This is a genomic window from Amycolatopsis sp. NPDC000009, assembly GCF_055563465.1.
In genome coordinates, this window is record NZ_JBVHDI010000007.1 from 64,542 (window position 1) to 89,557 (window position 25,016).

The 25,016-nt window shown below is 69.7% G+C and carries 23 protein-coding genes; 19 read left to right on the forward strand and 4 right to left on the reverse strand.

Going from position 1 to position 25,016, the window contains the following annotated elements; genetic code table 11:
- Positions 1-2 precede the first annotated feature (2 nt).
- Together ACZ3HL_RS20535 and ACZ3HL_RS20540 are read right to left on the reverse strand one after the other, a co-directional pair.
- The gene (locus tag ACZ3HL_RS20535; protein ID WP_465415313.1) at positions 3-737 is read right to left on the reverse strand and encodes a DUF4333 domain-containing protein; all 735 of its coding nucleotides are present in this window, start codon (positions 735-737) and stop codon (positions 3-5) included.
- 59 nt (positions 738-796) lie between these two features.
- Positions 797-1,687 (reverse strand): hypothetical protein, encoded by an 891-nt coding sequence (locus ACZ3HL_RS20540; protein ID WP_465415311.1) that lies wholly within the window; start codon positions 1,685-1,687, stop codon positions 797-799.
- Positions 1,688-1,962: 275 nt separating this feature from the next.
- Between ACZ3HL_RS20540 and rplM the strand changes: the two genes are divergently transcribed.
- The 6 genes from rplM to ACZ3HL_RS20570 all read left to right on the forward strand — a co-directional run bounded on the left by rplM (position 1,963) and on the right by ACZ3HL_RS20570 (position 7,771).
- Positions 1,963-2,415, forward strand: a complete 453-nt coding sequence (gene rplM / locus ACZ3HL_RS20545) for a 50S ribosomal protein L13 (RefSeq protein WP_005166833.1) — start codon at positions 1,963-1,965, stop codon at positions 2,413-2,415.
- Positions 2,416-2,429: 14 nt separating this feature from the next.
- Positions 2,430-2,933: a 30S ribosomal protein S9 gene (rpsI, locus tag ACZ3HL_RS20550; protein WP_034304312.1), complete on the forward strand. Its 504-nt coding sequence runs from the start codon at positions 2,430-2,432 to the stop codon at positions 2,931-2,933.
- A gap of 256 nt (positions 2,934-3,189) precedes the next feature.
- The gene (glmM, locus tag ACZ3HL_RS20555) at positions 3,190-4,524 is read left to right on the forward strand and encodes a phosphoglucosamine mutase (RefSeq protein ID WP_465532842.1); all 1,335 of its coding nucleotides are present in this window, start codon (positions 3,190-3,192) and stop codon (positions 4,522-4,524) included.
- Between the two features lie 84 nt (positions 4,525-4,608).
- Positions 4,609-4,917 (forward strand): type VII secretion target, encoded by a 309-nt coding sequence (locus ACZ3HL_RS20560; RefSeq protein ID WP_126736594.1) that lies wholly within the window; start codon positions 4,609-4,611, stop codon positions 4,915-4,917.
- Positions 4,917-7,286, forward strand: coding sequence for a hypothetical protein (locus tag ACZ3HL_RS20565; protein WP_465532844.1), 2,370 nt, complete (start codon positions 4,917-4,919; stop codon positions 7,284-7,286). The genes ACZ3HL_RS20560 and ACZ3HL_RS20565 overlap by 1 nt, the downstream gene beginning before the upstream one ends.
- An 11-nt stretch (positions 7,287-7,297) precedes the next feature.
- Positions 7,298-7,771, forward strand: coding sequence for a hypothetical protein (locus ACZ3HL_RS20570; RefSeq protein ID WP_465415302.1), 474 nt, complete (start codon positions 7,298-7,300; stop codon positions 7,769-7,771).
- 4 nt (positions 7,772-7,775) lie between these two features.
- On the opposite strand, the gene ACZ3HL_RS20575 is transcribed toward ACZ3HL_RS20570, so the two are convergent.
- Positions 7,776-8,708 (reverse strand): cytochrome P450 family protein, encoded by a 933-nt coding sequence (locus ACZ3HL_RS20575; protein ID WP_465532846.1) that lies wholly within the window; start codon positions 8,706-8,708, stop codon positions 7,776-7,778.
- A gap of 32 nt (positions 8,709-8,740) precedes the next feature.
- On the opposite strand from ACZ3HL_RS20575, the gene ACZ3HL_RS20580 reads away from it, so the two are divergent.
- From ACZ3HL_RS20580 to ACZ3HL_RS20600, 5 genes are all read left to right on the forward strand, one after another.
- Positions 8,741-10,420, forward strand: coding sequence for a fatty acyl-AMP ligase (locus tag ACZ3HL_RS20580; RefSeq protein WP_465532848.1), 1,680 nt, complete (start codon positions 8,741-8,743; stop codon positions 10,418-10,420).
- Positions 10,410-10,715 carry an acyl carrier protein gene (locus tag ACZ3HL_RS20585; RefSeq protein ID WP_465415294.1) on the forward strand — a complete coding sequence of 102 codons (306 nt, stop codon included), beginning with the start codon at positions 10,410-10,412 and terminating at the stop codon, positions 10,713-10,715. Before ACZ3HL_RS20580 ends, ACZ3HL_RS20585 begins: the two co-directional genes overlap by 11 nt.
- Before the next feature lie 138 nt (positions 10,716-10,853).
- The gene (locus ACZ3HL_RS20590; protein ID WP_016331125.1) at positions 10,854-11,168 is read left to right on the forward strand and encodes a hypothetical protein; all 315 of its coding nucleotides are present in this window, start codon (positions 10,854-10,856) and stop codon (positions 11,166-11,168) included.
- Entirely contained in the window at positions 11,168-13,558 is a 2,391-nt protein-coding gene (locus ACZ3HL_RS20595) for a hypothetical protein (RefSeq protein ID WP_465532850.1), read from the forward strand. The genes ACZ3HL_RS20590 and ACZ3HL_RS20595 overlap by 1 nt, the downstream gene beginning before the upstream one ends.
- 29 nt (positions 13,559-13,587) lie before the next feature.
- Entirely contained in the window at positions 13,588-14,124 is a 537-nt protein-coding gene (locus ACZ3HL_RS20600; RefSeq protein ID WP_465532852.1) for a hypothetical protein, read from the forward strand.
- Between the two features lie 247 nt (positions 14,125-14,371).
- Here the strand turns inward: ACZ3HL_RS20600 and ACZ3HL_RS20605 are convergent, their stop codons facing one another.
- Positions 14,372-15,196, reverse strand: coding sequence for a dienelactone hydrolase family protein (locus ACZ3HL_RS20605; RefSeq protein ID WP_465532854.1), 825 nt, complete (start codon positions 15,194-15,196; stop codon positions 14,372-14,374).
- 171 nt (positions 15,197-15,367) lie between these two features.
- On the opposite strand from ACZ3HL_RS20605, the gene glmS reads away from it, so the two are divergent.
- The 8 genes from glmS to tsaE all read left to right on the forward strand — a co-directional run bounded on the left by glmS (position 15,368) and on the right by tsaE (position 24,974).
- Positions 15,368-17,230: a glutamine--fructose-6-phosphate transaminase (isomerizing) gene (gene glmS, locus ACZ3HL_RS20610; protein WP_465532856.1), complete on the forward strand. Its 1,863-nt coding sequence runs from the start codon at positions 15,368-15,370 to the stop codon at positions 17,228-17,230.
- Between the two features lie 15 nt (positions 17,231-17,245).
- Positions 17,246-18,685 (forward strand): NAD(P)H-hydrate dehydratase, encoded by a 1,440-nt coding sequence (locus ACZ3HL_RS20615; RefSeq protein WP_465532858.1) that lies wholly within the window; start codon positions 17,246-17,248, stop codon positions 18,683-18,685.
- 234 nt (positions 18,686-18,919) lie between these two features.
- Positions 18,920-19,735, forward strand: a complete 816-nt coding sequence (locus tag ACZ3HL_RS20620) for a DeoR/GlpR family DNA-binding transcription regulator (RefSeq protein ID WP_465415281.1) — start codon at positions 18,920-18,922, stop codon at positions 19,733-19,735.
- A complete protein-coding gene (xylB, locus tag ACZ3HL_RS20625; RefSeq protein ID WP_465532859.1) occupies positions 19,725-21,152 on the forward strand; it encodes a xylulokinase in 1,428 nt (475 codons plus the stop codon). Before ACZ3HL_RS20620 ends, xylB begins: the two co-directional genes overlap by 11 nt.
- 4 nt (positions 21,153-21,156) lie before the next feature.
- On the forward strand, positions 21,157-22,248 hold the full coding sequence (locus ACZ3HL_RS20630; RefSeq protein WP_034304347.1) for an ABC transporter ATP-binding protein: 1,092 nt from the start codon (positions 21,157-21,159) through the stop codon (positions 22,246-22,248).
- 28 nt (positions 22,249-22,276) lie between these two features.
- Complete coding sequence (gene alr / locus ACZ3HL_RS20635) at positions 22,277-23,416, forward strand: alanine racemase (protein ID WP_465415275.1); 1,140 nt, start codon at positions 22,277-22,279, stop codon at positions 23,414-23,416.
- Positions 23,413-24,510: an alpha/beta fold hydrolase gene (locus tag ACZ3HL_RS20640; RefSeq protein ID WP_465415273.1), complete on the forward strand. Its 1,098-nt coding sequence runs from the start codon at positions 23,413-23,415 to the stop codon at positions 24,508-24,510. Before alr ends, ACZ3HL_RS20640 begins: the two co-directional genes overlap by 4 nt.
- A complete protein-coding gene (gene tsaE, locus ACZ3HL_RS20645; protein ID WP_465415271.1) occupies positions 24,510-24,974 on the forward strand; it encodes a tRNA (adenosine(37)-N6)-threonylcarbamoyltransferase complex ATPase subunit type 1 TsaE in 465 nt (154 codons plus the stop codon). The genes ACZ3HL_RS20640 and tsaE overlap by 1 nt, the downstream gene beginning before the upstream one ends.
- Positions 24,975-25,016: the final 42 nt, after the last annotated feature.

The window sequence follows — 25,016 nt, forward strand, 5'->3', positions numbered from 1 at the left end:
GGTCAGTGCGGCGCGCCGACCTCGAACTCCGGGCTGGTGTTCAGCACGCGGACGGTGACCTTCTTCTGCTGTCCCGAAAGATCGATCGAGCAGTCGAACGTGGTGCCGTTCTCCACCGGCTGGCCGGAAGGGCAGGACACGTTCTTCACGTCCGGTTCCCCGTAGTGCTCGTTGAGCACGCGGACGACGCCGTCCTGGACCGACTTCTGGTCGAGCGTGTCGCCCGAGAACGCGCCGAGCAGCCAGGCGCCGACGCCGCCCGCGATCACGACGGCCGCCGCGATCCCGCCGATCAGCAACGTCTTCTTGGACGCCTTGGGCTTCTTCGGCTCCGCCCCGAAAGCGCCGAGTCCGCCGTACTGGGAAGACTGGGCGGGCTGGAACCCGCCGCCGTACTGTCCCTGCGGGGGAGTGCCCGGAATCTGTTGCTGTGCCTGCCAATCCTGCTGCTGCGGCATGGGCTGCTGCTGCGGTTGCTGCCACGCCGTTCCGGGCGCGGGGGCGCCGCTTTGCTGCCAGGGCCCGGAAAACGAGCCGGTGACGCCGGGCTGCTGCTGCCACTGTCCCGTGTAGGAACCAGTGGTCGCCGCGTTCGGGTCGTTCTGCTGCCACTGTCCGGCATGCGGTCCGGTGGCCTGGCCTTCCTGCTGCCAGCCCTGCTGCTGGTTCCCGGGATTGGCGGGCGGCTGCCACCACTGCTGCGGCTGTTGTGGCTGCTGTTCGGGGGGCTGGCTCATCGGTGGTCACCTCGGGACTTCGGGAACTTCACGGCGTCGGGACGAAAGCGGGCCACGGCTCAGACGCCCTTCAACTCGCTGAAGCGGCGGTTGAAATCGTCCTTGGCCGCCTTGTCCGGCAGCACGGTGATCTGCGAGGCGTCGGGCAGCTTGGGCAGGTCCTGTGCGCTCGCCTTGCCGGTGAAGCGGAAGTCGTAACGCAGCTCGATCTTGTGCCCGCCGCCCTCGATCTTGGCGTCCATCACGATCTGGTTCAGCGTCCCGTCCGAATTGAGGGAGACGGTGGTGCGCACCGGCGCCTTCTTCATCTCGGCCGTGACCGCCCCGCTGATCGACGGCGGCAGGATCTCCACCCGCCGTTCCATGAACTTCCCGAACGGGACGTCCGCGGTCAGCTCGATCCGGTTCTCCGGAAGGCTTTTGGCGCCCTTCACGATCTTCTTGTCCGCGTTGTAGGACACGGCGATCGCGTCGGCCATCTTGCAGGCGGTGATGATCCCGACCCAGGCGCACGGGATCGCCAGCCCGGCCTCCGACTTCGGCATCGAGACCCACGGAGTCGGGGCGAGGCTCTTGTAGACGGGGCCGAGGTACACGTACTCGACGGTCCCGTCGGCCGGGGTGTACCAGTCGATGCTGTCGTCCGGGTTCTTCTGCGAGCGCTGGCGGCTGACCCGGCCTTCCGGCGAACCGGTGCGGGCCGAGGAGATCGTGCTGCGGATGTACTTCTCGTCGAACCGGAAGTAGGCGCCCGACTCGCTGGTGACGTCGCGCTGCTGGCCGATGGTGTCCTGCAGCTTGTTCATCGCCGTTTCGAACTTCGTGCCGACGTAGGTCGCCGCGTCGTCACCCTTCGGCACGGCGGTGCCCGCCCGCCCCTGGCCGCAGGCGGTGGTGAGGGCCAGCACGGCGCTCAGCACGCACAAGATGGTCGTTGGACGTTTGTTCATCGCCGTTCCCCTGATCGAGTCCCCGCGCGCGGTGCGCGTCCGGATCGTCTCATCCTCTCCCGCGAAGGACGATGCCGTGGGCGGTTCCGCCACACCGGCGGGGTACAGTTGCGGGGCGCCCGCCGGGCGCCGGTCCTAGTATGGGACCCCGGACCGACCCCCGCTTCGCAGTAGGGTCGGGCGTGGGGGTATCTTCATATGTCGTTGTGCGCTGCGGCGCGTAAGCGCTAGGCCCGCACAGAACCCACACGCAATGTTGACGACGAGGTAGACCCTTGCCCACGTACAGCCCCAAGCCCGGCGACGTCACTCGTGCCTGGCACGTGATCGACGCCGAGGATGTCGTGCTCGGCCGGCTCGCGACCGAGGTCGCCACGCTGCTGCGCGGCAAGCACAAGCCGACCTACGCCCCGCACGTGGACACCGGTGACTTCGTCATCATCGTCAACGCCGAGAAGGTCGCGCTCACCGGTAACAAGCGAGAGCAGAAGTTCGCGTACCGGCACAGCGGTTACCCCGGTGGTCTGCGTAAGCGCTCCTTCGGCGAACTGCTCGACACCAAGCCCGAGCACCTGCTCGAGAAGGTCGTCAAGGGCATGCTCCCGAAGAACAAGCTCGGCCGCGCCCAGGCGAAGAAGCTCAAGGTCTACGCCGGTGCCGAGCACCCGCACGCCGCGCAGCAGCCGCAGGCGCGCGAGATCACCAAGATCGCGCAGGTCGCGCAGTGAGTGAGGAACAGTCTGTGACCAGCACCGAGACCGAGGCCGTCGAGGCTGTCGCGACCACGGAGACCGCTCCGGTCGGCGACGCCGTCGCGACCAGCGAGACCCCCGCCGCCCCGCGCCCGTCGCGTGCCGCCGGTGGCAACGCCCAGACCGTCGGCCGTCGTAAGGAAGCCGTCGTCCGGGTGCGCGTCGTTCCCGGTACCGGTGAGTTCAAGCTCAACGGCCGCACGCTCGAAGAGTACTTCCCGAACAAGGTGCACCAGCAGCTCATCCGTGAGCCGCTGGTGACGGTCGACAAGCCCGACTCGTTCGACATCTTCGCCAACCTGCACGGTGGCGGGATCTCGGGCCAGGCCGGCGCGCTCCGTCTCGCGATCGCCCGTGCGCTCGTCGAGGTCGACGCCGACGACCGCCCGGCCCTGAAGAAGGCCGGCTTCCTGACCCGTGACGCCCGCGCCACGGAGCGGAAGAAGTACGGCCTCAAGAAGGCCCGTAAGGCTCCGCAGTACAGCAAGCGCTGATCGCGCCTCTGGCGCAACCCGCGGAAGCGCCCATCCGTCTCTCGGATGGGCGCTTCCGTGTTTCCGGGGTCCCTCGGTCCCCGCTCGCCCCCAGTCCCACCCGTCACACCCGCCCCATACGCCCCACCCGTGTCACGTTTAGCCCGCTAAAGTCGCGCGCGTCGCGTTTAGCCCGCTAAAGGCGAAGCCGGGGCGCGGGTGGGCAGGCAGGGGGACTGGCTAGGTTGTCGTGGTGGTTTTTCAAGGAGGTCGACAGATGGCTCGTCTATTCGGTACCGACGGCGTACGAGGCCTCGCCAACGAGGAGCTGACCCCGGAGCTGGCGCTCTCGCTCGCCGCCAGCGCCGCCCGCGTCCTCGCTGCCCACGACCGTTCGCACCGTCCGGTCGCCGTCGTCGGCCGTGACCCGCGCGCCAGCGGCGAGATGCTCGAGGCCGCCGTCGTCGCGGGCCTCACCTCCGCGGGCGCCGACGTGCTCCGCCTCGGCGTCCTCCCGACGCCCGCCGTCGCCTACCTGGTCGGCGCACTCGAAGCGGACCTCGGCGTGATGATCTCCGCCTCCCACAACCCCATGCCCGACAACGGCATCAAGCTTTTCGCGGCGGGCGGCCACAAGCTTCCCGACGGGATCGAGGACGAGATCGAAGCCGGTCTCGCCGCTCCCGTCACCCGCCCGACCGGCACCGGCGTCGGCCGGGTGAAGGACGTCCCCGACGCGGGTGACCGCTACATCGAGCACTTGCTGTCGGCCACCCCACACCCGCTCGCGGGCCTGCGCGTCGTCGTCGACTGCGCGAACGGCGCCTCCTCCTTCGCCGCCCCCGAGGTGTATCGCAAGGCCGGCGCCGAGGTCGTCGCGATCCACGCCGACCCGGACGGCGTGAACATCAACGAGCACTGTGGGTCGAATCACCCGGAGGCGTTGCGCGCCGCCGTCGTCGAGCACGGCGCCGACCTCGGGATCGCGCACGACGGCGACGCCGACCGCTGTGTCGCCGTCGACGCCGCGGGTGAGCTCGTCGACGGCGACCAGATCATGGCCGTCCTCGCGCTCGCCCTCGCCGAGACCGGTGAGCTGACGAAGAACACGCTGGTCGCGACCGTGATGAGCAACCTCGGGCTGCACCTGGCGATGCGCGCGCACGACATCAACCTCGTCACCACCGCCGTCGGCGACCGCTACGTCCTCGAGGAGCTCCGCGCGAGCGGGTTCGCGCTCGGCGGTGAGCAGTCGGGCCACGTCGTCCTTCCCGCCTACGCGACCACCGGCGACGGCCTCCTCACCGCGCTGCGTGTGATGAGCCGCATGGCGTCGACCGGCAAATCGCTCGCCGAGCTCGCCGCGGTCATGAACCGCCTCCCGCAGGTGCTGGTGAACGTCCCGGTCGCGGACAAGGCGGCGGTCGCCGTCTCCGCCGCGGTCCGCGACGCCGTCGGCGCCGTCGAGGCCGAACTCGGCGAGGAAGGCCGTGTCCTGCTGCGCCCGTCGGGCACCGAGCAGCTGGTCCGGGTCATGGTCGAGGCCACCGCGCACGACACCGCACAGGCGGCCGCGGACCGGCTCGCCGGAGTCGTCTCCTCCGCCTCGTAAGCCCCCTCACGATCTCCCCAAGTCGCTGCGCTGGGGTTACCGGCCCGGTACATTCCGTGTGCGGATACCTAGGGGAGGGTGACGGTGGCCGGTAAAGGGCACAAGGTCGATCCAGCGCAGCTGAACGAGGCAGCCAAGGTCCTGCAGGACCTGCCCAAGCAGGCTTGCGAAGGACCGATCGGGGCGGTCGAGCAGATCAACCTGAGCGCGGCGAGTTTCGGCCCGGCGCACGGGGATTGCTTCAGCGGGTACTCCGCGAGCATCCAGCGCCTGGCGAAATGCGCGCGCAGTTATCTCGCGGCGTCGGACGAGTTCGGCCGCAAGCTCGCGGCGTCCAAGGACCTTTACCAGTCCAATGAGGACTCCAACGCCGCCGAGATGAGGAAGCACTGATGCCTCTCGCGGACGTCGGTGGCGACACCGGGCACGACATTCCCAGCCGGGCCGAAGTCGAGAAGATCCTCAACGACCCGAACATCGATCGCGACACCAAACGCGAGCTCGCCCTCAACTACATCGACTACATCGAGGACGAGACGCCGGAAAGCTGTGGGTTCGCCAGCGAAGCCGAGCGGAACGGCTTCCGGGACTACATCAAGTCGATGAACGGTGACTGGATCACCGAGAGCGACATCGGTGACAACAACGCCTACCTCGAAGACGTCCAGACGGCTTACAAGACCGCGCACGAGAAGTACGACGCGAACCAGGCCGCGGGGCGGCAGGGTGATCGTGACGCGCTGAACCGGGACGCGGCGAAGACCCAGGAGATCGCGGGGCGCGCCACCGAGACCGATCCGGGCTGCGCGAATTCGAACGACATCATGGTCCCCGGCCTGTCGGGCTTCAAGGTCTACGAGATCTTCCACCCGCTCTACGTCCGCGCGCTGGGCCTGGCGGGCGGCGGAGCGGCGGTCTCCCTCGCCGAGCTTCAGCGGCTGTACCACGAGCAGGACAACATCCCGTTCAACCTCTTCAAGACGAGCGCGGAGGAACTGACCGCGGTCGGCACGGCCGTCACCGGGTCCGCGCAGGACGTCTCCGGAAAGCTGGGTAATTCGCTCGGCACCTGGGAAGGCGCCGCCGCCGAACAGGCACGCGCCTACCAGAAGGCCTATTCGGACAAGACCGGTCTGGTCGCCGAGGCGTTCAAGGCCGCGGGTGACGGGCTGCTGCGCACCACCGCCTCGGTGGGCAGGTTCTGCCGCGAAAAGGTCGAGTGGCTGCAGAAGTGGTTCACCGACAACATCGACGGTGCCACGGCGCAGGACATCGAGCGGATCATCCGCATCGCCGACGGCTCGTGCAGCCAGAACGACATCATCCACTGCATCAAGTTCCTGAGTATCGAAGCCAAGGACGCGTTCAACGACGACGCCGGCGACATCGACCAGAGCACCATCGACGAGATCCTCAAACCTCAGGCGGTGGCCTGGCTGAAGAACGTCTTCCTCGGCTGGTTCGGCAAGCACATCGAGAACTTCCAGCTGGTGTGCAAGAACACGCGCGACGCGATCAACGGCGCGTGGAAGGCGTACTTCGATTCGCTCGGCCAGGTGGTCGAGAACCCGTTCGCGGATCTGGGCAAGACCCCGGAAACGGGCGGCGAGAAGCCGGTCGAAAAGCCGGTCGAGAAGGGCGGTGGCGGCCCGCCCGCCAGCGGTGGCAGTGGCGGTGCCGGTCCGTCGGCCGGTGGTGGCGCTGGGCGCATGACGCCGAGCAACACCGTGCTCCCGGAGCCGGAAAAGCCCGAAGTTCCCGGCCAGGAGAAGAACCCGGTCACGGACAAGCCGCTCGACATCGACCCGGCCACCGGTGAGCCGTATCCGATCGACCCCCGCACAGGTGAGGCGATCAAGGACACCGTGCGGCCGGAGCCGGTGACGGTCGAGCAGGGCGACCGCAAGATCTCCATGGCCGAGCCCGGCGCCGACGGGAAGATGGGCATCTCCGTCGAGGACGGCACCGGCCAGGTGAAGGACTACGGCCTCGATTTCGGCGACGGCAAGGCCACGCCGGACGCGGCGGGCGGACCCGCGCCCCGGGACGGCGCCGAACAGCGTCCGCCGGCGACTCCTGGCCCCGACGGCAAGATCCACATCGAGGATGGTGGCCTCAAGATCACCGCGGAACGGCCGAACGGTCCCGGCGGTCCGACGCTGGTGACCGTCGACGACGGCTCGGGACAGCCGTCGAAGTACACGTTGGGCGAGGACGAGTCCGCAGGTGGCCGTCACGCTAGCCCCGACTCCGCACCGCAGCCGACCGGAAGGCATGCCGCGGCGGCGCCTGTCGAAGAGCAGGCTGTTCGCTCGCACGACGGCACGTCCGGTGGAGCCGGCGGTGGAGCACCCGCGCCCGGTCAGCAGGCCGAACCGGTGGCGGCGGCCGGGGACGGCGATTCCGAATCGACGACGGCCCAGTCGCTGAGCGACCCGTTCGAGGGCGGGGACAACGGTCTCGGTGACACGTCGGATCCGGCCGGGACCGGCGGCGGCGGGGCTGCTCCCTCGACGTCGTCCGGGCTCGGTTCCGCTCCGGGAGGGGGCGCCCAGGATCCGGCCGCGGCCGGTGCGGGGATGATGGGCGGCATGGGCATGATGGGCGGCGGCGCGGCCGGAGCAGGACAAGGGGCCGGCGAAGACCAGCAGCGCACGTCCAGCGGATACCGGGTCGACGGCGGCCTGTTCGACACCGCGACGACGACGGGCAGCCGGATCAGCGGCTCGCTCGACGACGACGGCGTCATCGGCTTCCGCTAGGGGGAGGGTCAGTGAATCCTGAGGAGGATCTCGCCAGACTCCGGCACAAACTGGCCGGGCTGGAGCGCGAGAACGGCGACCGGATGTACCTGGTCGACAACCGGGCGGCCAAGGCGATCGAGGAGACCAAGGCGTCGGGCGACCAGCTCAAGCAGGAGACGGGCGCGGCGCTTGCGGCCCGAAGCGAGCAGAAGCGGCGCGCGGAGGCCGCGGGCGGCTGGGAAACCGAGTCGACGCTCTCCGAGAAGGTCGAGGACGACGGCGACTTCGGGTTCGAGGAGGACGAAGCCGAGAACGAGCGCCGTGCCGGGTATCGGACGGCCGAAGAGCCGCCGGTTGCGTACCGGCCGCCTGCTCCAGCCGTTGCCGCCCCGCCGCAGCCGGTGCCTGTGCCGGAGGAGCGTCCGGCCGGACGGCATCGGCGGGCGGCCGCCGCGCGGGGCGACGACGACGATTTCGCCGACACCGACTGGCTGGCGACCTGAGCGGTCAGGTCCGCAGCGCCACGACGGCCCGTTCGACGCCGTGGAAGACGGCGTGCGTCTTGTACCGCACCTCCTCGGCGACGTGGTCGGGAGTCAGGATCTCGGCGAGGGCGCGAAGGGCGACCTCCCCCTCGGCGACCGCGACTCGCGAGCCGGGGCAGGTGTGGCGGCCGAGGCCGAAGGCGAGTTCGGCGTCGGGACCCAGCGGGATGGCCAGTTTGTCCCCGGTCGTGAAGTCCTTGCCCGCCAAGGAGAACGGCGCGGTCACGCGGCGGGCGGCGAAGCGTGTCGGGGCGATTTCGTGGATCAGACCGCGTACGTCGCCGAGGACGTCTGGACGGCGTAGGAGTTCGAGACCGGCGAGGGCGAGGAAGTTCATGGTGTTCTCGTACGCCGCGTGGGCGAGCATCACCGGCGTGATCATCAGCTCGTCTTCGGTGATCCGGCCTGCTTCGTGCGCTTCGCGGAGCAGCGCCAGCCCGCCGCCTTCGACGGCCGTCGCCTTGAGGAAGAACATCGCGACCCTGAGCGCGGCGGCGTCGGCACCGGCGGGCCCGCCGGACCAGACGTCCAGATTCGCGGCGGTCTCCGAAAGGTTCGTCAGCAGCTTCTCGCCGAGCGGCTCGACCGTGCCCAGCACCGCCTCCGTCACCCTGGCCGCCACCGGCCTGGCGAAGTCGGCCACCAGGTCGAAGCGCGCACTCGACTTTAGCGGGCTAATCGTGACGCGCAGGTCTGTGACCAGGGCATCTGGCAGGGGCTCCACCAGGGCGATGACCTCCTTGACGACCGCGCGGAGCCGCCGGTGGTCCGGGCCGTCCATCAGCAGGAGGTTCGGCGTCTCGGCCGCGGGACCGCCCGGATTCGAGCTGAGCTCGCGGTCGCGCAGGGCCTTGACGCGGTCCGCCGGATCGTCCAGCACGAAGAAGTCGTCCACGTTCGTATGATGCCCATGCGCGGCCGGAGGATGTGCCAGTGTCACCAGAAGTGCCCGACGAAGTGTTGCGGACCCCGCTCGTGCTCCGCCTGCTCGAACGCGCCGATGTCGATCGTCCGGCGTACACGTACCTCGACTGCTCGAGCCGGTATGAGCCCGCCGAGGACACCCTGACCTGGGCCGAATTGCTCGTCCACGTCCGCGCTGTCGCGGCGAAGCTGCGTGAGGTGGTCCGGCCGGGAGACCGCGTCGCGATCACAGCGCGGCAAGACCTCTCTTACGTCGTCGCCTTCTTCGGCGCGCTGTACGCCGGTGCTGTCGCGGTGCCGCTGTCCGCACCGGACGTCCGCGCCCACCGCGAGCGGCTCGTCGGGGTCCTCAACGACTGTGACGCCGACATCTGGCTCACGTCGGAGGCCCTGGTCGAGCGGTTGACGGAGTTCGCTGGTGCCGAGCCGGTTCCGGCGCCCCGCGAGATCATCGCCGTCGACACCCTGCCGCTGGACCCGGCCGACCAGTCGCCGCCGTCGCCACTCTCACCTGAGGACCCCGCCTACCTGCAGTACACCTCCGGCACGACGCGATCGCCGGCGGGCGTGATCATCACGCATCGGGCGTTGTCGGCCGCCTGCTGGCAGATCTGCGACGCCTACGACGTCGACGAGCGCACCACGTGCGTCGGCTGGATCCCGTTCTTCCACGACATGGGGCTGGCGCAGCTGCTCGCGGGGACGATGCATTGCGGCGGCCGGACGGTGTTCATCGCGCCGCTGGAGTTCATCCGGCGTCCGGAGCGCTGGCTGCTGCTGATGTCGTCGTATCCGAACACGCTCACCGCGGCCCCGAACTTCGCGTACGACCTGGTGACCGAGGCCGTGCCCGAGGCGAAGCGCGCCGAGTACGACCTCTCGACGGTGTCGATCGCGCTCAGCGGCAGTGAACCGGTCCGGGCGGCGACCGTCCGGGAGTTCCTCGCCGCATACGAACCCCACGGTTTCCCGCGGGGCGCGTTCCGGCCGTCCTATGGTCTGGCCGAGGCCACGGTCTACGTCGCCAGCGGCGATTCCGGCGGCCCCGTGGTGACCGAAGTGGACGGCCGGGAAATCGTCGAGATCGGCTGGCCCAGGGGGCAGCGGGTCCGCGTCGTGCCCCCGCCGGATCGCGTTTTGCCCGCTAAAGTCGACATGGGCGAGATCTGGGTCAAGGGGCCCAACGTGGCCGCCGGGTATTGGCGCCGTCCGGAGTTGACCGCCGAGGTTTTCGGCGCCGAACTCGACGGGGAAGGCGGCTGGCTCCGCACCGGCGATCTGGGCATGATCCGCGACGGCAGGTTGTCGGTGACCGGCCGGATCAAGGACCTGATCATCATCGACGGCCGCAATCACAGCCCCCACGACATCGAGGAGACGGTCGCCGCCGCGCACCCTCTTCTCGGGCCCGAACGAGTCGCCGCGTTCCCGGTCGACGACGACCAGGGCGAGGGCGTCGTCGTGGTCGCCGAGCGCGCCCGGAAGGCCTCGGACTTCGACGAAGCCGAGATCGCGCGAGCCGCCACCCGCGCCGTCGCCGAGCGGCACGACGTGCGGCTTCGTGCTTTCTTCCTGGTCAAACCCGGCGGTCTGCCACGGACCTCCAGCGGCAAGGTCGCGCGTTCCGCGGCCAGAACGCGGTACTGGACCGCGGATGGGACAGAATTCCCCCATGGCAGCTGACGGGAGCGAGTACGTCGACGAGATCAAGGCCCTCGTCTGCGAGACCTTCGACGTCGATCCGGACACCATCGACGAGAACACGCCCTTCGCCGAGATGGGCGTCGACTCCCGGCGCCGCGTCCGGCTCCTGGCGACGGTCGAGGTGGAGTTCGGTGTCGACCTCGACCTCGACGAGCTGGATCGCCTGGTCGACATCCGCGGCGCGGCCACCGTGCTCGCCGAAGCCATCGCGGCGGGCGCGAAACCGCGAAAACGCGGTCTACCAGGCTTCTTGCGCCGAAATCGTTTGAGTTAGCAAAGGTGTGAATGTCCCTGCGGTCTCGATGACCGGTGGGTACATTCTGTGTGCATATGCGATGGCACCTGATGCCGCCGGCGTGCGTCGTAGGTAGGACAACGAGGCGGATACAGCGGGACGAAGGGGGCACCGGTCATGCCGGACGGGGGCTACAAAGCCGATTCAGAGGCGATGCTCACGGCGTCGACGTCGTTGGAGCGCGCGGCTGAGAAAACGACGTCCGAGGCGGGCAAGGTCGGCCCGACCCAGGTCGGGCCAGAGAACTTCGGCCGGGTCCACAAGGACTACCAGAAGGGGTACGCCACCGGGATCCTCGCCATTTCCGACGCGATGAAGGGCTACGCGGGCCAGCTCACCCAGCTCGCCGGCGGGGTCAGCACCGCGTCGACCCGCTACACCTCATCCGACCAGGCGAACGCCGCGGCTGCCAACAAGGCGGGAGCGCAGTAATGAGTGAACCGACGCCCGCCCAGGTAGAGGAAATGCTGAAGGACCCCTACGTCACGCAGGGGACCAAAGACGCTTTGCTGAACCCGTTCGTCGACAAGGAAGAGGCCTACAAGAAGGCCGTCGCCGAACGCGACTCGAACGCCGCCGGGGACAAGAAGCAGGCGACCGAGACGAAACAGGCCGACAAGGACCTCGACGCGATGTCCCGGCCGGCCGCGGGTGGTTCCACCACCAAATCCGACCAGGTGCTCGACCTCGGGAAACCGGCGCTGGACTTCTTCTCCGACTGGGCCGAGCAGGTCTGGAACAAGATGCCGGAGAAGTCGGGCGAAATCAGCTACAAGACCGACATCTGGGACCGGTTCCACGAAAACCGCGAGATCAATTTCCAGAAGATGTTCGACGAGGTCGAGGATCTCGCCGACGCGAAGAAGATCGTCGAGCAGACCCAGCGGGACGCGACTTCGGCGCTGACCACGCTCTTCCACGACTGGAAGGGCGAGGGCGCGACGGCCGCGAAGGTCAAGTACGAGCAGCGGATCCAGCCCGACGCGAAAGAACTCATCGCGCAGATGGACGGCGCCATCAAGCTGGTGCCCTCGACCATCGACAAGATCTACAGCGCGCTCAAGCTGAAGGTCGACGAAACGCTGAAGCTCCGAGTCGACAAGGTCGCCACGGCGCCGTTGTACATCGCGAAGCAGGTCGTCGAGATCGCGAACGGCAAGGTCGATTCCAAAGAAAAGCTCATGGACGTCGCGTACTGGCTCGACTCCGCGTGTCCGGGCAACAACCTCGCCGAACGGCTGCGTCATGACGACTGCGATCTGAACGACGAGAACAAGGACTACGCGATCGGGGCCGCGAAGCAGTGGCTGAAGGGCTCGTTCGCCACCGAATTCGGTGAGCGTTTCGAGAACTTCAAGAAGCTCTGCAAGAACGCGACCGAGACGATCAACACGCAGTACCACGAGCTTTCGCGGTTCATGGAGGACTACACGAACCCGTTCCCCGCGCCGGGGTCCGAAAAGCCGCCCGCCGATGACGGCAAGGGCAACGACAAGGGCGGCGGTGGTGACACCGGTGGGGGCACCGGCGGCGGAACTGGAAGCGGCGGTGGAAGCGGGAGCGGCGGCGGTGCCAGCACCCCGCCTGCCGCTTCGGTCCCCGAGACGCCGAAGCCGGAGGACAAGCCCGCCGAGGGCATGAACCCGGTCACCGGCAAGCCGCTCGAGCTGGACCCCGAGACCGGCAAGCCGTACCCGATCGACCCGGCGACGGGTGAGGCGATCAAGGACGGCATAGACGGTCAGGACACCATGACCGTCGAAAAGGGCGACAACAAGATCGAGATGACCGAGCCGGACAAAGACGGCAAAATGGACATCAAGGTCGGCGACGGCAAGGGCAACGAGAAGGACTACAAGCTCGACTTCGACGACCCGAAGGGCGAAGAAGGCAAGGACGGCAAGCCCGGCGAAGAGGGCAAGGACGGCGAGTTCGGGCCGAAGGGCACGGTCAAGGAGGGCGAGCCCGGCCCCGACGGCGTCTACCGGCCCGGCCCGGACGGCAAGATCCACATCCAGGACGGCAACCTCAAGATCACCGCCGAGCAGCCACAGGGACCGAACGGCCCGACCGTGGTGACCGTCGACGACGGCAAGGGCGAGCCGACCACCTACACCCTCGACGAAAAGGGTGAGAAGAAGGAGCTCAAGCCCGGCGACACCCTCGAGACCGACGACATCAAGAACGGCCTCGACGACCGGAATCCCGGCAACCCGCAGCCCGGCAAGGTCGAAGACGTTCGTCCCATGCCCGCCCCGGCCGACGGCGGGATGGCGCCCGGTGGCGGTGGTGGTGGCGGCTTCAGCGCTCCAGGCGGAGTCGAGGTCGGCGTCGGCGCCGAGGGGACCGCTTCGGTATCCGCGGGGGCCGAAGCCGCCGCGGGCGGCGCGTCTGGTTCCACCGGAGACGGCACTGTGCCGACCGCCGGAGGCGGCGGCAGCTTCGAAGGCGCGATCGGCAGCCCTCTCGAGGGCGGTTCGTCGGGGTCGCTGAACGAAGCCGGTTCGCTGGAAGCGGGCATGCAGTCCGGCGGCGGTGCGCAGCCTGCCGGGGCCGAGGGCGGTCTCGGGATGGCTCCCGGCGGGATGGACCCGGCGCCCGCGAACGCCGGTGCCGCGGGCTCGCCCGCCGGAATGGGCGGCATGATGGGTGGAATGGGCGCCATGGGCGGCGCGGCCGGCGGTGGCGGGGGTGACACGCAGCGCGGGTCGAGCCAGTACCGCGTCGAGGGTGGCATTTTCGAGACCAGTGGCGCGGGCGGCCGGATCAGCGGATCGCTCGACGACGAGGGCGGCGACCGTTCGATCAGTTACGAGCGATGATCGCCTGACCGGGGAACGAGGGAGGACCGATGAGCGCTGTTGACCGGCTGGCGGCCGCCATGTCCAGGCAGGACGCCGCCATCACGGAGCAGTTGGAGCAGCGCGGGCTGCGGGAGCGGCATCTCGCCGACGCCAAGGCCCAGGCGGCGGAGACCATGCAGAAGGACGCCGCCATCCATGACAAGTACGCCGCGCACATGCAGGAGCTGGGGAAGCGGAGCAAGGAGGCGGGTGGCTGGCTGACCGGCAAGACGACCGCCGACCGCAGCCACACGATCGGCTTCGACATCGAGGACGACGAAAAGCCGGACGCCCGGTTCGCCGAGTTCGGTGCCCGTGCGGACGTGTCGCGGCCGGCGCCTCCTCCGCCGCCGCTCCCGGTCGCGCCGGGAGTGCCCGGAGTGCCGGCGACGGTGGACGTCCCGCCCACGGCGCCGACGCCCGCTCCCAGCGCCACGGCGCCCGAAGCGCCCGGCACGCCCGCGCGTCGCCGCGGTCGTCACGCCCGTGACGACAAGGGATTCGACGACGACGATTTCTCGAACAACTCGTGGATGGTCGACTGACCGGCTTCACGCACTTCAGGGCCCGGCTCACCAGAGCCGGGCCCTTCTTTTCGCCCTCGGGCGCCGCGTCGCGTTTAGCGGGCTAAACGCGATACGGAGGGCGATCAGGGTGCGGGATCGCCTTTAGCGGGCTAATCGCGATCCGGGCGCCGGGCCGGGGGCGTGTCGCGTTTAGCAGGCTAAACGTGATCTGACGTCTCGCCGGGGTGCCGGATCGCGTTTCGCGGGCTAAACGCGATCCCGGGCGTCAGGCGGCGGGTTCGTCCTGGAGCTCGATGGGGGCGCGTTTGACGTCGGCGTCCAGCAGGGGCTGGTACTTCGTCGTCCCCGTCAGGTGCGTGAGGAAGAACGCGGTGAACAGCGCCCGCGTCAGCTGCTGGGTCCCGCGGTGCGGCTTCCCGTGCAGCAGCAGCTGGCTCCAGTGCCTGCCCTCGGTGACGCCGAGGTGCGACGACTTCCCGAGCGTCCGAAGCTGTACCGGCCCGCCCCACGCGTCCGCGATGGCCTCGGCGTGTCCGACGGGCGGCGCGACCAGGTCTTCGCCCGCCGCGAGGTGCAGACCGGGCGCGGTCACCGAGCGGGCCGACACGGTCGCCGGCGGCAGCGTCTGCGCGGGGGTGATGGTCGCGACCGCGCGGATCTCGGGCCGCTCGTCGTTCTCGGCGGCCTGCGCGGCGGCCAACACCGCGGAGCCACCGCCGGTCGAATGCCCGGCCAGGCCGAGTTTCGCCGGGTCGACGCTGATGCCGTCCGGTCCGAGGCGGACCGTCGTGATCAACTCGAGCGTCGTGAGCAAGTCACCGGCCAGCAGCCGGTGCGAAGGCAGCGGGCCGCGCTGCGTGGCCGGGGCCGCCGCGACGATGCCCCAGCTCGCGAGGTGCCGGAGCAGATGCCGGTAGCTCCCGGTCGGCTGCAACCAGCCGTGCCCGAACGCGATCGCGGGCAGACCGAGTCCCGAACGGGGGGTGAACACGACGCCGGGCAGTCCGACCAGGGCGAGGTTGCCGCGCAGAACCTCGTGCGGACCTGGGTGGGACAGCTCCGCGAGCAGCTGCTTGGGCTTGCTGGCCATGCTCGTGACCTTACTGCCCGCGCCCCCGTCCGGCCCGCGCGCCGCCCCGGCGTTCGCCTTTCGCGGGCTAACCGTGCTGCTTAGCGTGCCTACGCGTCGCGTTTAGCCCGCTAAACGCAGGTGCGGGCGCCCGGGCGAAGGGGCCGAATTTCCGTCGTTAGGCTGGTGGCCGTGTGTGGAATCGTGGGATACGTCGGACACCGACCGGCTCTGGACGTCGTCATCGGCGGGCTTCGCCGGATGGAGTACCGCGGCTATGACTCGGCAGGCGTCGCGGTCCTCGACGGCGCCGGCGCGCTGAACGTCGAGCGCAAAGCGGGCCGCCTGGCCAACCTGGAGACCCAGCTCGACACCGTCGGCAGGGACACCTTCACCGGCACCGCCGGGATGGGCCACACCCGCTGGGCCACTCACGGTGCCCCGGTCGACCGCAACTCGCACCCGCACCGCGACGCCTCCCAGCGCGTCGCCGTCGTGCACAACGGCATCATCGAGAACTTCGCCGCCCTGCGCGCCGAGCTCGAGGCCGAAGGTGTCGAGATGGCGAGCGACACCGACTCCGAGACCGCCGCGCACCTGATCGCCCGCGCGTACACCGAGGGCGACACGAAGGGCGACTTCGCGGCCAGCGTCGCCGCTGTCTGCCGCCGTCTCGAAGGCGCGTTCACCCTGGTCGTGACCATCGCCGACCAGCCGGACACCGTCGTCGCCGCCCGCCGTTCGTCGCCGCTGGTCGTCGGTGTCGGCGAGGGCGAGCACTTCGTCGCCTCCGACGTCGCCGCGTTCATCGAGCACACCCGCGAGGCGGTCGAGCTCGGCCAGGACCAGCTCGTCGTGATCACCCGCGACGGCTACGACGTCACCGACTTCCACGGCGACGCCGCCCAGGCCAAGCCGTTCACCGTCGACTGGGACCTCTCGGCCGCGGAAAAGGGCGGCCACGAGTACTTCATGCTCAAGGAAATCGAGGAGCAGCCGGAGGCGCTGGCGAACACGCTGCGCGGCCACTTCGACGGCGGCCGGATCATCCTCGACGAGCAGCGCATCTCCGACCAGGACCTGCGTGACGTCGACAAGGTCTTCGTCGTCGCCTGTGGTTCCGCGTACCACTCGGGCCTCGTCGCCAAGTACGCCATCGAGCACTGGTGCCGCCTCCCGGTCGAGGTCGAGCTGGCCAGCGAGTTCCGCTACCGCGACCCGGTGCTGGACCGCGCGACGCTGGTCGTCGCCGTCTCCCAGTCGGGCGAGACCGCGGACACCCTCGAAGCCGTCCGCCACGCGCGCGAGCAGAAGGCCCGCGTCCTGGCGGTCTGCAACACCAACGGCGCGCAGATCCCGCGCGAGTCCGACGCCGTCCTCTACACGCACGCCGGTCCGGAGATCGGTGTCGCCTCGACGAAGGCGTTCCTCGCGCAGATCGCGGCCAACTACCTGGTCGGTCTGGCGCTCGCCCAGGCGCGCGGCACCAAGTACCCGGACGAGGTCGCCCGCGAGTTCGCCGAGCTCGAAGCGATGCCCGCCGCGGTGCAGAAGGTCCTGTCCACAGTGGATCAGGTCCGCGACCTCGGCCGCCGGATCGCCGACTCGAAGGCCGTCCTGTTCCTCGGCCGCCACGTCGGCTTCCCGGTGGCCCTCGAAGGCGCGCTGAAGCTCAAGGAACTGGCGTACATGCACGCGGAGGGTTTCGCCGCCGGCGAGCTCAAGCACGGCCCGATCGCGCTGATCGAAGAAGGCCTGCCCGTCGTCGTGGTGATGCCGTCGCCGAAGGGCCGCGCGGTGCTGCATTCGAAGCTGGTGTCGAACATCAGCGAGATCCAGGCACGCGGCGCCCGCACGATCGTGATCGCGGAGGAGGGCGACGAGACCGTCCGCCCGTTCGCCGACGAACTGATCGAGATCCCGGCCGTGCCGACACTGCTGCAGCCGCTGGTCTCCACGGTGCCGCTGCAGGTGCTGGCCGCCGAGATCGCCCGCACGCGCGGGTACGACGTCGACAAGCCGCGTAACCTGGCGAAGTCGGTCACCGTCGAGTAAGAGACCGGAGGCGTCGTGCAGGGAATCTGGACCACGGAACGGATTCGCGCGGCGGAGGACCGGTTGCTCGCCGTCACTCCCGACGGCGAGCTCATGCGGCGCGCGGCTTTCGGCCTCGCGGTGCACGCCGCCGGCATGCTCGCCGAGCACACGGGTTCGGTGTCCGGGCGGCGGGTGACGCTGCTCGTCGGGTCGGGCAACAACGGTGGCGACGCCTTGTGGGCCGGCGCGTTCCTGCGCCGCCGCAATGTGGCCGTCTCGGCGATCCTGCTGAAGCCCGAACGCGCGCACGGCCCGGGTTTGGCCGCCTTGAAGCGATCCGGCGGCAAGATCGTGTCCCTTGAGGATGGTCCACAGTGGATCCAGAGAGCCGACCTCGTCGTCGATGGGATCGTCGGTATTTCGGCGCGCGGGCCGTTGCGGCCGGACGCCGCGGCGTTGTTGAAGCACGTGAGTGCGCCGGTGCTCGCGGTCGATCTGCCGAGTGGGGTGGATCCGGACACCGGCGCCGTCGACGGCCCGGCGGTCGTGGCGGATCGTACTGTCACCTTCGGGGCGCTCAAGCCGGTGCACGTCCTCGCGCCCGCGTCGTGCGGTGCGGTCTCCTTGGTGGACATCGGCCTGCGGCTCACCGACCCCGATCTGCAGCGGCTCGATACGGCGGACGTCGCCGCGGCTTGGCCGGTGCCCGGTCCGGAGGACGACAAGTACAGCCAGGGCGTGGTGGGGGTGGCCGCCGGATCGGCGACGTATCCGGGGGCGGCCGTGCTCGCGGCCGGTGCGGCGGTGCGGGCGACGTCCGGGCTGGTGCGCTACGCCGGTCATGCCGCGGACGTCGTGCGCGGGCAGTGGCCCGAGATCATCGCGACGGGTTCGGTGACCGACGCGGGCAGGGTGCAGGCGTGGGTCGTCGGGCCGGGGATCGGCACCGGGAACGAGGGGCGGGACGTGGTGCGGTTCGTGCTCGGCCGCGGCGTGCCGGTGTGCGCGGACGCCGATGCGACGACGATCATCGCGGGTTCGCCCGACGTGCTCGACGCGCGCGATCCGGACACGCCGCTCGTGCTGACGCCGCACGCGGGGGAGTTTGAGCGGCTGATGGGTTCGCCGCCGGGGGCCGACCGGGTCGCGGCGGCGCGTTCGGCCGCGCGGAAGTACGACGCCGTCGTGCTCTTGAAGGGTCACTGCACGGTGGTCGCGGCGCCGGACGGGCGTGCGCTGGTGAACACGCCGCGGGGGTCGTGGCTCGCGACGGCCGGTTCGGGGGACGTGCTGTCCGGTCTGGTCGGCGCGCTACTCGCCTCCGGACTCGACCCATGGCTGGCGGCCGGATCCGCCGCGCACGTCCACTCGCTCGCCGGCTCCCTCGCCGCCGACGGCGCCCCGACCTCGGCCTCCGGCATCCTCGGCGCAGTCCCGGACGCCATCCGGTCCGTCCGCTCCCTGACCTCCTGACCAGGGCCCCGACCTGCGTTTAGCCCCCTAACTGCGCTCTGCGGGCGGGTGCCCTCAGAGCGCGATTAGGGGGCTAAACGCAGGTCGGGGGGCCGAGCGGGAAGGTGGCAAAAAATGCGGAAGTTATCGAGTTACGTGTTAACTCCGGGCGAATCTTCTGGTAAGAAGCAGGTGTGAGCGCCGACACCCACCCCGCCGAGACCGCCATGGTCCGCGTCGTGAACGGTGTCGCCCATGTCTAAGACCAGGCCCTCGGACGCCGCCGTCGAGCACCGGCGCCAGGAGATCCTCGACCACGTCATCGCCACCGGCGAGGTCCGCATCGACGACCTCACCACCCGCTTCGGCGTCAGCCTGATGACGATGCACCGCGACCTCGACGACCTCGCCGAGCGCCGTCTCCTCCGCAAACTTCGCGGCAAGGTCGCGGCCTACCCCGCGACGACCATGGAGTCCGCCGCCCGCTTCCGCGACACCTTCAATCAGGCCACGAAGGACGCTCTGGGCGAGGCCGCCGCGGCACACGTCAACTCCGGCCAGACGGTCTTCGTCGACGACTCGACGACGCTCTTCCCACTCGTCCGCCGTCTCGGCGAGATCGAAGACCTCACCGTCATCACCAACTCGCTCGAAGCCGCCCGCATCCTAGGCCCGGCCAAGAGCGTCGAGGTCGTCCTGGCGGGCGGGCGTTACCACCACGAGTTCGACTCGTGCGCCGGCCCGGACGTCGTGGCGTTCCTCGACCGCACGCACGCCGACATCGCGTTCGTGTCGGTCGCCGCGGTCGCCGTCGGCCGCCTGTTCCACCCGGTCCAGGACTACGCCGAGCTCAAGAAGGCTGCGCTGCGCACGGCCGATCGCAACGTCCTGGTCGTCGACAACTCCAAGTTCGGCCGCACCGCCACCTACGCGTACGGCGACATCGGCGACTACGACCTCCTGATCACCGACGAAGAGACGCCGACCGAGGAGATCGAGGCGGCGCTCACCGCGGGAACCGCCATCGAGCAGGTCGAGTGCGCACCGGAAGGCCCGGAATATGAGTTCTGACCTGGTCGCCGGAATCGACTCGTCGACCCAGTCGACGAAGGTCGTCGTCTGTGACGCGAACACGGGCGAGATCGTCCGCACCGGCCGCGCCTCGCACCCCGACGGCACCGAGGTCGCCCCCGCCGCGTGGTGGGACGCGTTCCGCGAGGCCACGGAGGGTCTGCTCGACGGCGTCGGCGCCATCGGCATCGGCGGTCAGCAGCACGGCATGGTCGCCCTCGACGAGATTGGCGAAGTCGTCCGCCCCGCGTTGCTGTGGAACGACACCCGGTCCGCGAAGGCGGCCGAAGACCTCGGCGCCGAACTCGGTCCCGAGAACTGGGCGAAGTCCGTCGGCTCGCTGCCGGTCGCCAGCTTCACCGTCACGAAGCTGCGCTGGATGGCGGAGAACGAGCCGGAGCTGGCCGATCGCGTCGCTCGCGTCCTGCTCCCGCACGACTGGCTGACCTGGCGGCTGCTGGGTGACGGCGCCGAGCCGGTCACCGACCGCGGCGACGCTTCCGGCACCGGATACTTCTCGCCCGCCACCGGCGAATACCGCCGAGACCTCCTCGCGCACGCCTTCGGTGGCCGCGCTCCCGAACTGCCCAAGGTCATCGGCCCCGCCGAAGCCGCGGGCCACACTCCGGACGGGATCCTCGTCTCGGCCGGGACCGGCGACAACATGGCCGCCGCCCTCGGTCTCGAACTCGTCCCCGGCGACGTCGTCGTCTCGCTGGGCACCAGCGGCACCGTCTTCGGCGTCTCCGAAACCGCGAGCGCCGACCCCTCCGGCATCGTCGCGGGCTTCGCCGACGCCACCGGCCGCTTCCTCCCGCTGGCCTGCACCCTCAACGCGGCCCGCGTGCTCACGGCCACGTCCGCGATGCTCGGCGTCGAACTCGCGGACTTCGACGAACTGGCGCTCGCCGCCGCGCCTGGTTCCGGCGGTCTCACCTTTCTTCCTTATCTCGACGGTGAGCGGACGCCGAACCTCCCCGACGCCAACGGCACGCTCTTCGGCCTCACCCGCGCGAACATGACGCCCGAGAACCTCGCCCGCGCCGCCGTCGAAGGCATGCTGTGCGGGCTCGCCGCCGGTCTCGACGCCCTGCGCGAGCAGGGGCTCGAAGTCCGCCGCGTGCTCCTGATCGGCGGTGGCGCGCAGTCGGCCGCCGTCCGCGCGGTCGCGCCGATCGTGTTCGGCGTGCCTGTCGTCATCCCCGAAGTCGCCGAGTACGTCGCGGTCGGTGCCGCGCGGCAGGCGGCCTGGGCCCTCGCTTCCAGCACGGAACCTCCCCGCTGGCAGGAACAGCACGGCTCCACCCCACTCGAGCCGACCGAAGCGGACAGCGCCGAGGGGCGCCGGATCCAGCAACGGCATCTCGAAGCCCGCGAACTCGGGCACGGTATTTCCGCGAAACCGAAAGAGGACTGAACCGATGGCCACGATCACCTACGACAAGGCGACCCGGCGCTACGCGGGCTCCGAGCGGCCCGCCGTGGACGCACTCGACCTCGAGATCGCCGACGGCGAGTTCCTCGTGCTGGTCGGGCCTTCCGGCTGTGGCAAGTCCACCAGCCTGCGGATGCTCGCCGGTCTCGAAGACATCGACGAAGGCGCCGTGTGGATCGGCGACCGCGACGTCACGCAACTGCCTCCGCGCGCCCGCGACATCGCGATGGTGTTCCAGAACTACGCGCTGTACCCGCACATGACCGTGGGCCAGAACATGGGCTTCGCGCTGAAGATCGCGGGCCGCCCGGCGTCGGAGATCAAGCAGAAGGTGCTCGACGCGGCCAAGCTGCTCGACATCGAGCAGTACCTCGACCGCAAGCCGAAGGCGCTCTCCGGTGGTCAGCGCCAGCGCGTCGCGATGGGCCGCGCCATCGTGCGTGAGCCGCAGGTCTTCCTCATGGACGAGCCGCTGTCGAACCTCGACGCGAAGCTGCGTGTCTCCACCCGTACGCAGATCGCCGCGCTGCAGCGCCGCCTCGGTGTCACCACCGTTTACGTCACGCACGACCAGGTCGAGGCCATGACGATGGGTGACCGGGTCGCGGTCCTCTCGGACGGCCTCCTGCAGCAGTGCGACACCCCGCGCGCCCTTTACGACCGGCCCGCAAACGCTTTCGTCGCCGGGTTCATCGGCTCGCCCGCGATGAACCTCGTCACCGCGAAGCTCACCGAAGACGGTGCCGAGCTGGGCGGCGCGCGCGTGCCGCTGACCCGCGAGATCCTCGCGAAGGCCGACGGCGACACGGTCACCCTCGGCTTCCGTCCGGAGTCGCTCGAGGTGACCACCAGCGAGGACGGCACCGTGCCGGTCAAGGTCGACCTCGTCGAGGAGCTCGGCTCGGACGCGTACGTGTACGGCAAGCTGGCCGAGACCGACGCCGAAGGCACGAAGTCGAACGTCGTCACCCGTGTCGACCCGCGCAAGCCGCCGGCCATGGGCGACACCCTGCACCTGCGGATCCGTCCCGACGAGCTGCACGTGTTCTCCGCCACCGACGGGGCGCGCCTGTCCTGAGCCGGTTCGTGGGAAACTGGTGGTCGTTATGACCGCCAGTTTCCCGCGTGCCGAGGTCGTCATCGACCTGTCCGCCATCCGGCACAACGTCGCCCTGCTCGCATCCCGCGCTCCCTCGGCCCAGACCATGGCCGTGGTCAAGGCGGACGGCTACGGGCACGGAGCCCTCGAGGTCGCCCGTGCCGCCGTCGAGGGTGGGGCCACCTGGCTGGGCACCTGCTCCCTCGGCGAGGCGGTCGCGCTGCGCAGGGCCGGGATCGGGGTCCGCCTCTTCAGCTGGCTCGACACTCCCGAAGCCGACTTCGCGCCCGCGGTCGCCGAAGACATCGACGTCGCCGTCAGCTCCCTCGACGAGCTGGCCCGCGTGGCCGACGGCGCTCGCCGGGCACGCGACTTTAGCGGGCTAAACGCGATCTGCCGGGTTCACCTCAAGATCGACACAGGGTTGTCCCGAAACGGCTGCCCACCTGCGGAATGGCCGGCGTTGGTGAAGGCTGCGGCGGCCGCGAAGCCGCTCATCGAGGTCGTCGCCATCTGGTCGCACCTCGCCTGCGCCGACGAGCCCGGCCACCCCTCGATCGACGCGCAGGCCAAACGGTTCGACGAGGCCTACGACATCGCGCGCGCCGCCGGTCTGAACCCGATGCGGCACATCGCGAACTCCGCCGCCGTGCTGACCAGGCCCGACCTGCACTTCGACCTCGTACGCCCCGGGATCGCGATCTACGGGCTGAACCCGGTGCCCACCGACGACGATCTCCGCCCGGCCATGGCCTTCAAATCGTCGGTCGTGCTCACGAAACGGATCCCGGCCGGCGAATCGGTCTCGTACGGCCACAGCTGGACGGCCGAACGCGACACCACCCTCGCGCTGGTTCCCGTGGGTTATGCCGACGGCGTGCCGCGGTCGCTGTCCGGACGGATGGACGTCCTGCTCGCCGGACAGCGACGGCCGGTCGTCGGCCGCGTCTGCATGGACCAGCTCATCATCGACTGCGGAGACGACGAGCCGCCCATCGGCAGCGAAGTGATCCTCTTCGGCGCGGGCACGTTCGGCGAGCCCACCGCGCGGGAATGGGCCGACAAGCTGGGGACGATCGACTACGAGATCGTGACTTCGATGTACCGCCCGCGCATCCACCGGACGTATCTGGAGGCAGGCTCGTGACACCTTCACGAAGACTGCTGGCCATCGTCGGCGGAGTTGGGGCCGTGGCCACCGGCACCGCCGCGGCGATCGCCGTCGCCGCACAGCAGCGGCGGCAGAGTGAGGATCCGTTCGTGGACGAGCCGTTGGGGGACCTCGCACCGGATCGGACATCGACAGTGGCGGCGGAGGACGGCACGCCGCTCGCGGTCGAAGAGATCGATCCGGGCGATGGGGGAGAACCGGAGCTGACCGTCGTCGGTGTGCACGGTTTCGCGTTGTCGAAGCGCTGCTGGCATTTTCAGCGGCGAGACCTCGCGTCGCTGAAGCTGCCGCGGGTGCGTCAGGTGTACTTCGACCATCGCGGGCACGGACAATCCGGCGCCGCGACCGCCGAGACCAGCACCATCGAGCAACTGGCGCGCGACCTCGACATGGTCCTCCGTTCGGTGGTGCCGGAGGGGCCCATCGTGCTCATGGGGCACTCGATGGGCGGCATGGTGATCATGGAGCTCGCCGCGGAGCATCCCGAGCTGTTCGACGACCGCGTCTGCGGTGTCGCGTTCATCGCGACCGCGGCGGGGGAGGTCGGCGCTCGAGGGCTACCGAGATCACTGCTCTCGAAGTACAACCCGCTCACGCGTGGCGTCGGCGGGCTGGCCGGCTGGCAGCCGGGGTTGGTCGAGTTCGTGCGCGCGGCAGGCGGGCAGCTGACCCGGCAGGCCGTGCGCAGGCTGGCCTTCGGCAGCCGTGACGTGTCTTCTCGACTTGTCGACTTCATGCTGGAAATGCTCGAAGTCACGCCGGTGCGCGGGCTGGTGAACTTCGTCGACACGCTCGGCAGCCACAACCGGTACGCCGCGCTCGCCGGGCTGAAGCACGCGCATGTGCTGGTCGTCGGCGGGGATTCCGACCGGTTCACGCCGATCGCGCACGCCGAGCGGATCGCGGCGGAGCTGCCGGACGCGGAACTGGTGCGCGTGCGCGGCGCGGGACACATGGTGCAGCTGGAACAACCCGAACTGGTGAACAGCCACCTGATCGACTTGGTGCAACGGTGCACCGGCACCGATGGTGAGACTTCCGAACGGCGGACCTGGTGGTGGCAACGCTGATGAATTTCGCTTTCCCGACTCCCGAATCGACGATCGATTTCGGACGTGAGCTCGGACGTTCGCTGCGTGCGGGCGATCTGGTGCTGCTCGCCGGGCCGCTCGGCGCGGGCAAGACGACGCTGACCCGCGGGATCGCGGACGGTCTCGGGGTCGGCGGACGGGTCAGCTCGCCGACGTTCGTGCTCGCCAGGGTGCATCCGGCTGGGGCCTCTGGGGTCGCTCTGGTGCACGTGGACGCGTACCGGCTCGGCGGGGATCTCTCGCAGCTGGACGACCTGGACCTCGACACCGAACTGGAGCGGTCCGCGCTGGTCGTCGAATGGGGCGAGGGGTCCGCCGAGCGTCTGTCGGACGACTACCTCGTCGTGCGGCTGGAACGCCGGGAGGACGACGTCCGCATGGTCACCCTGGAGCCGCACGGCACCTGGACGTCCCGCACGCCCGACCTGCGTTTAGCGGGCTAATCGCGATCCGCGGGGGCGACTTGCGTTTAGCCCCCTAATCGC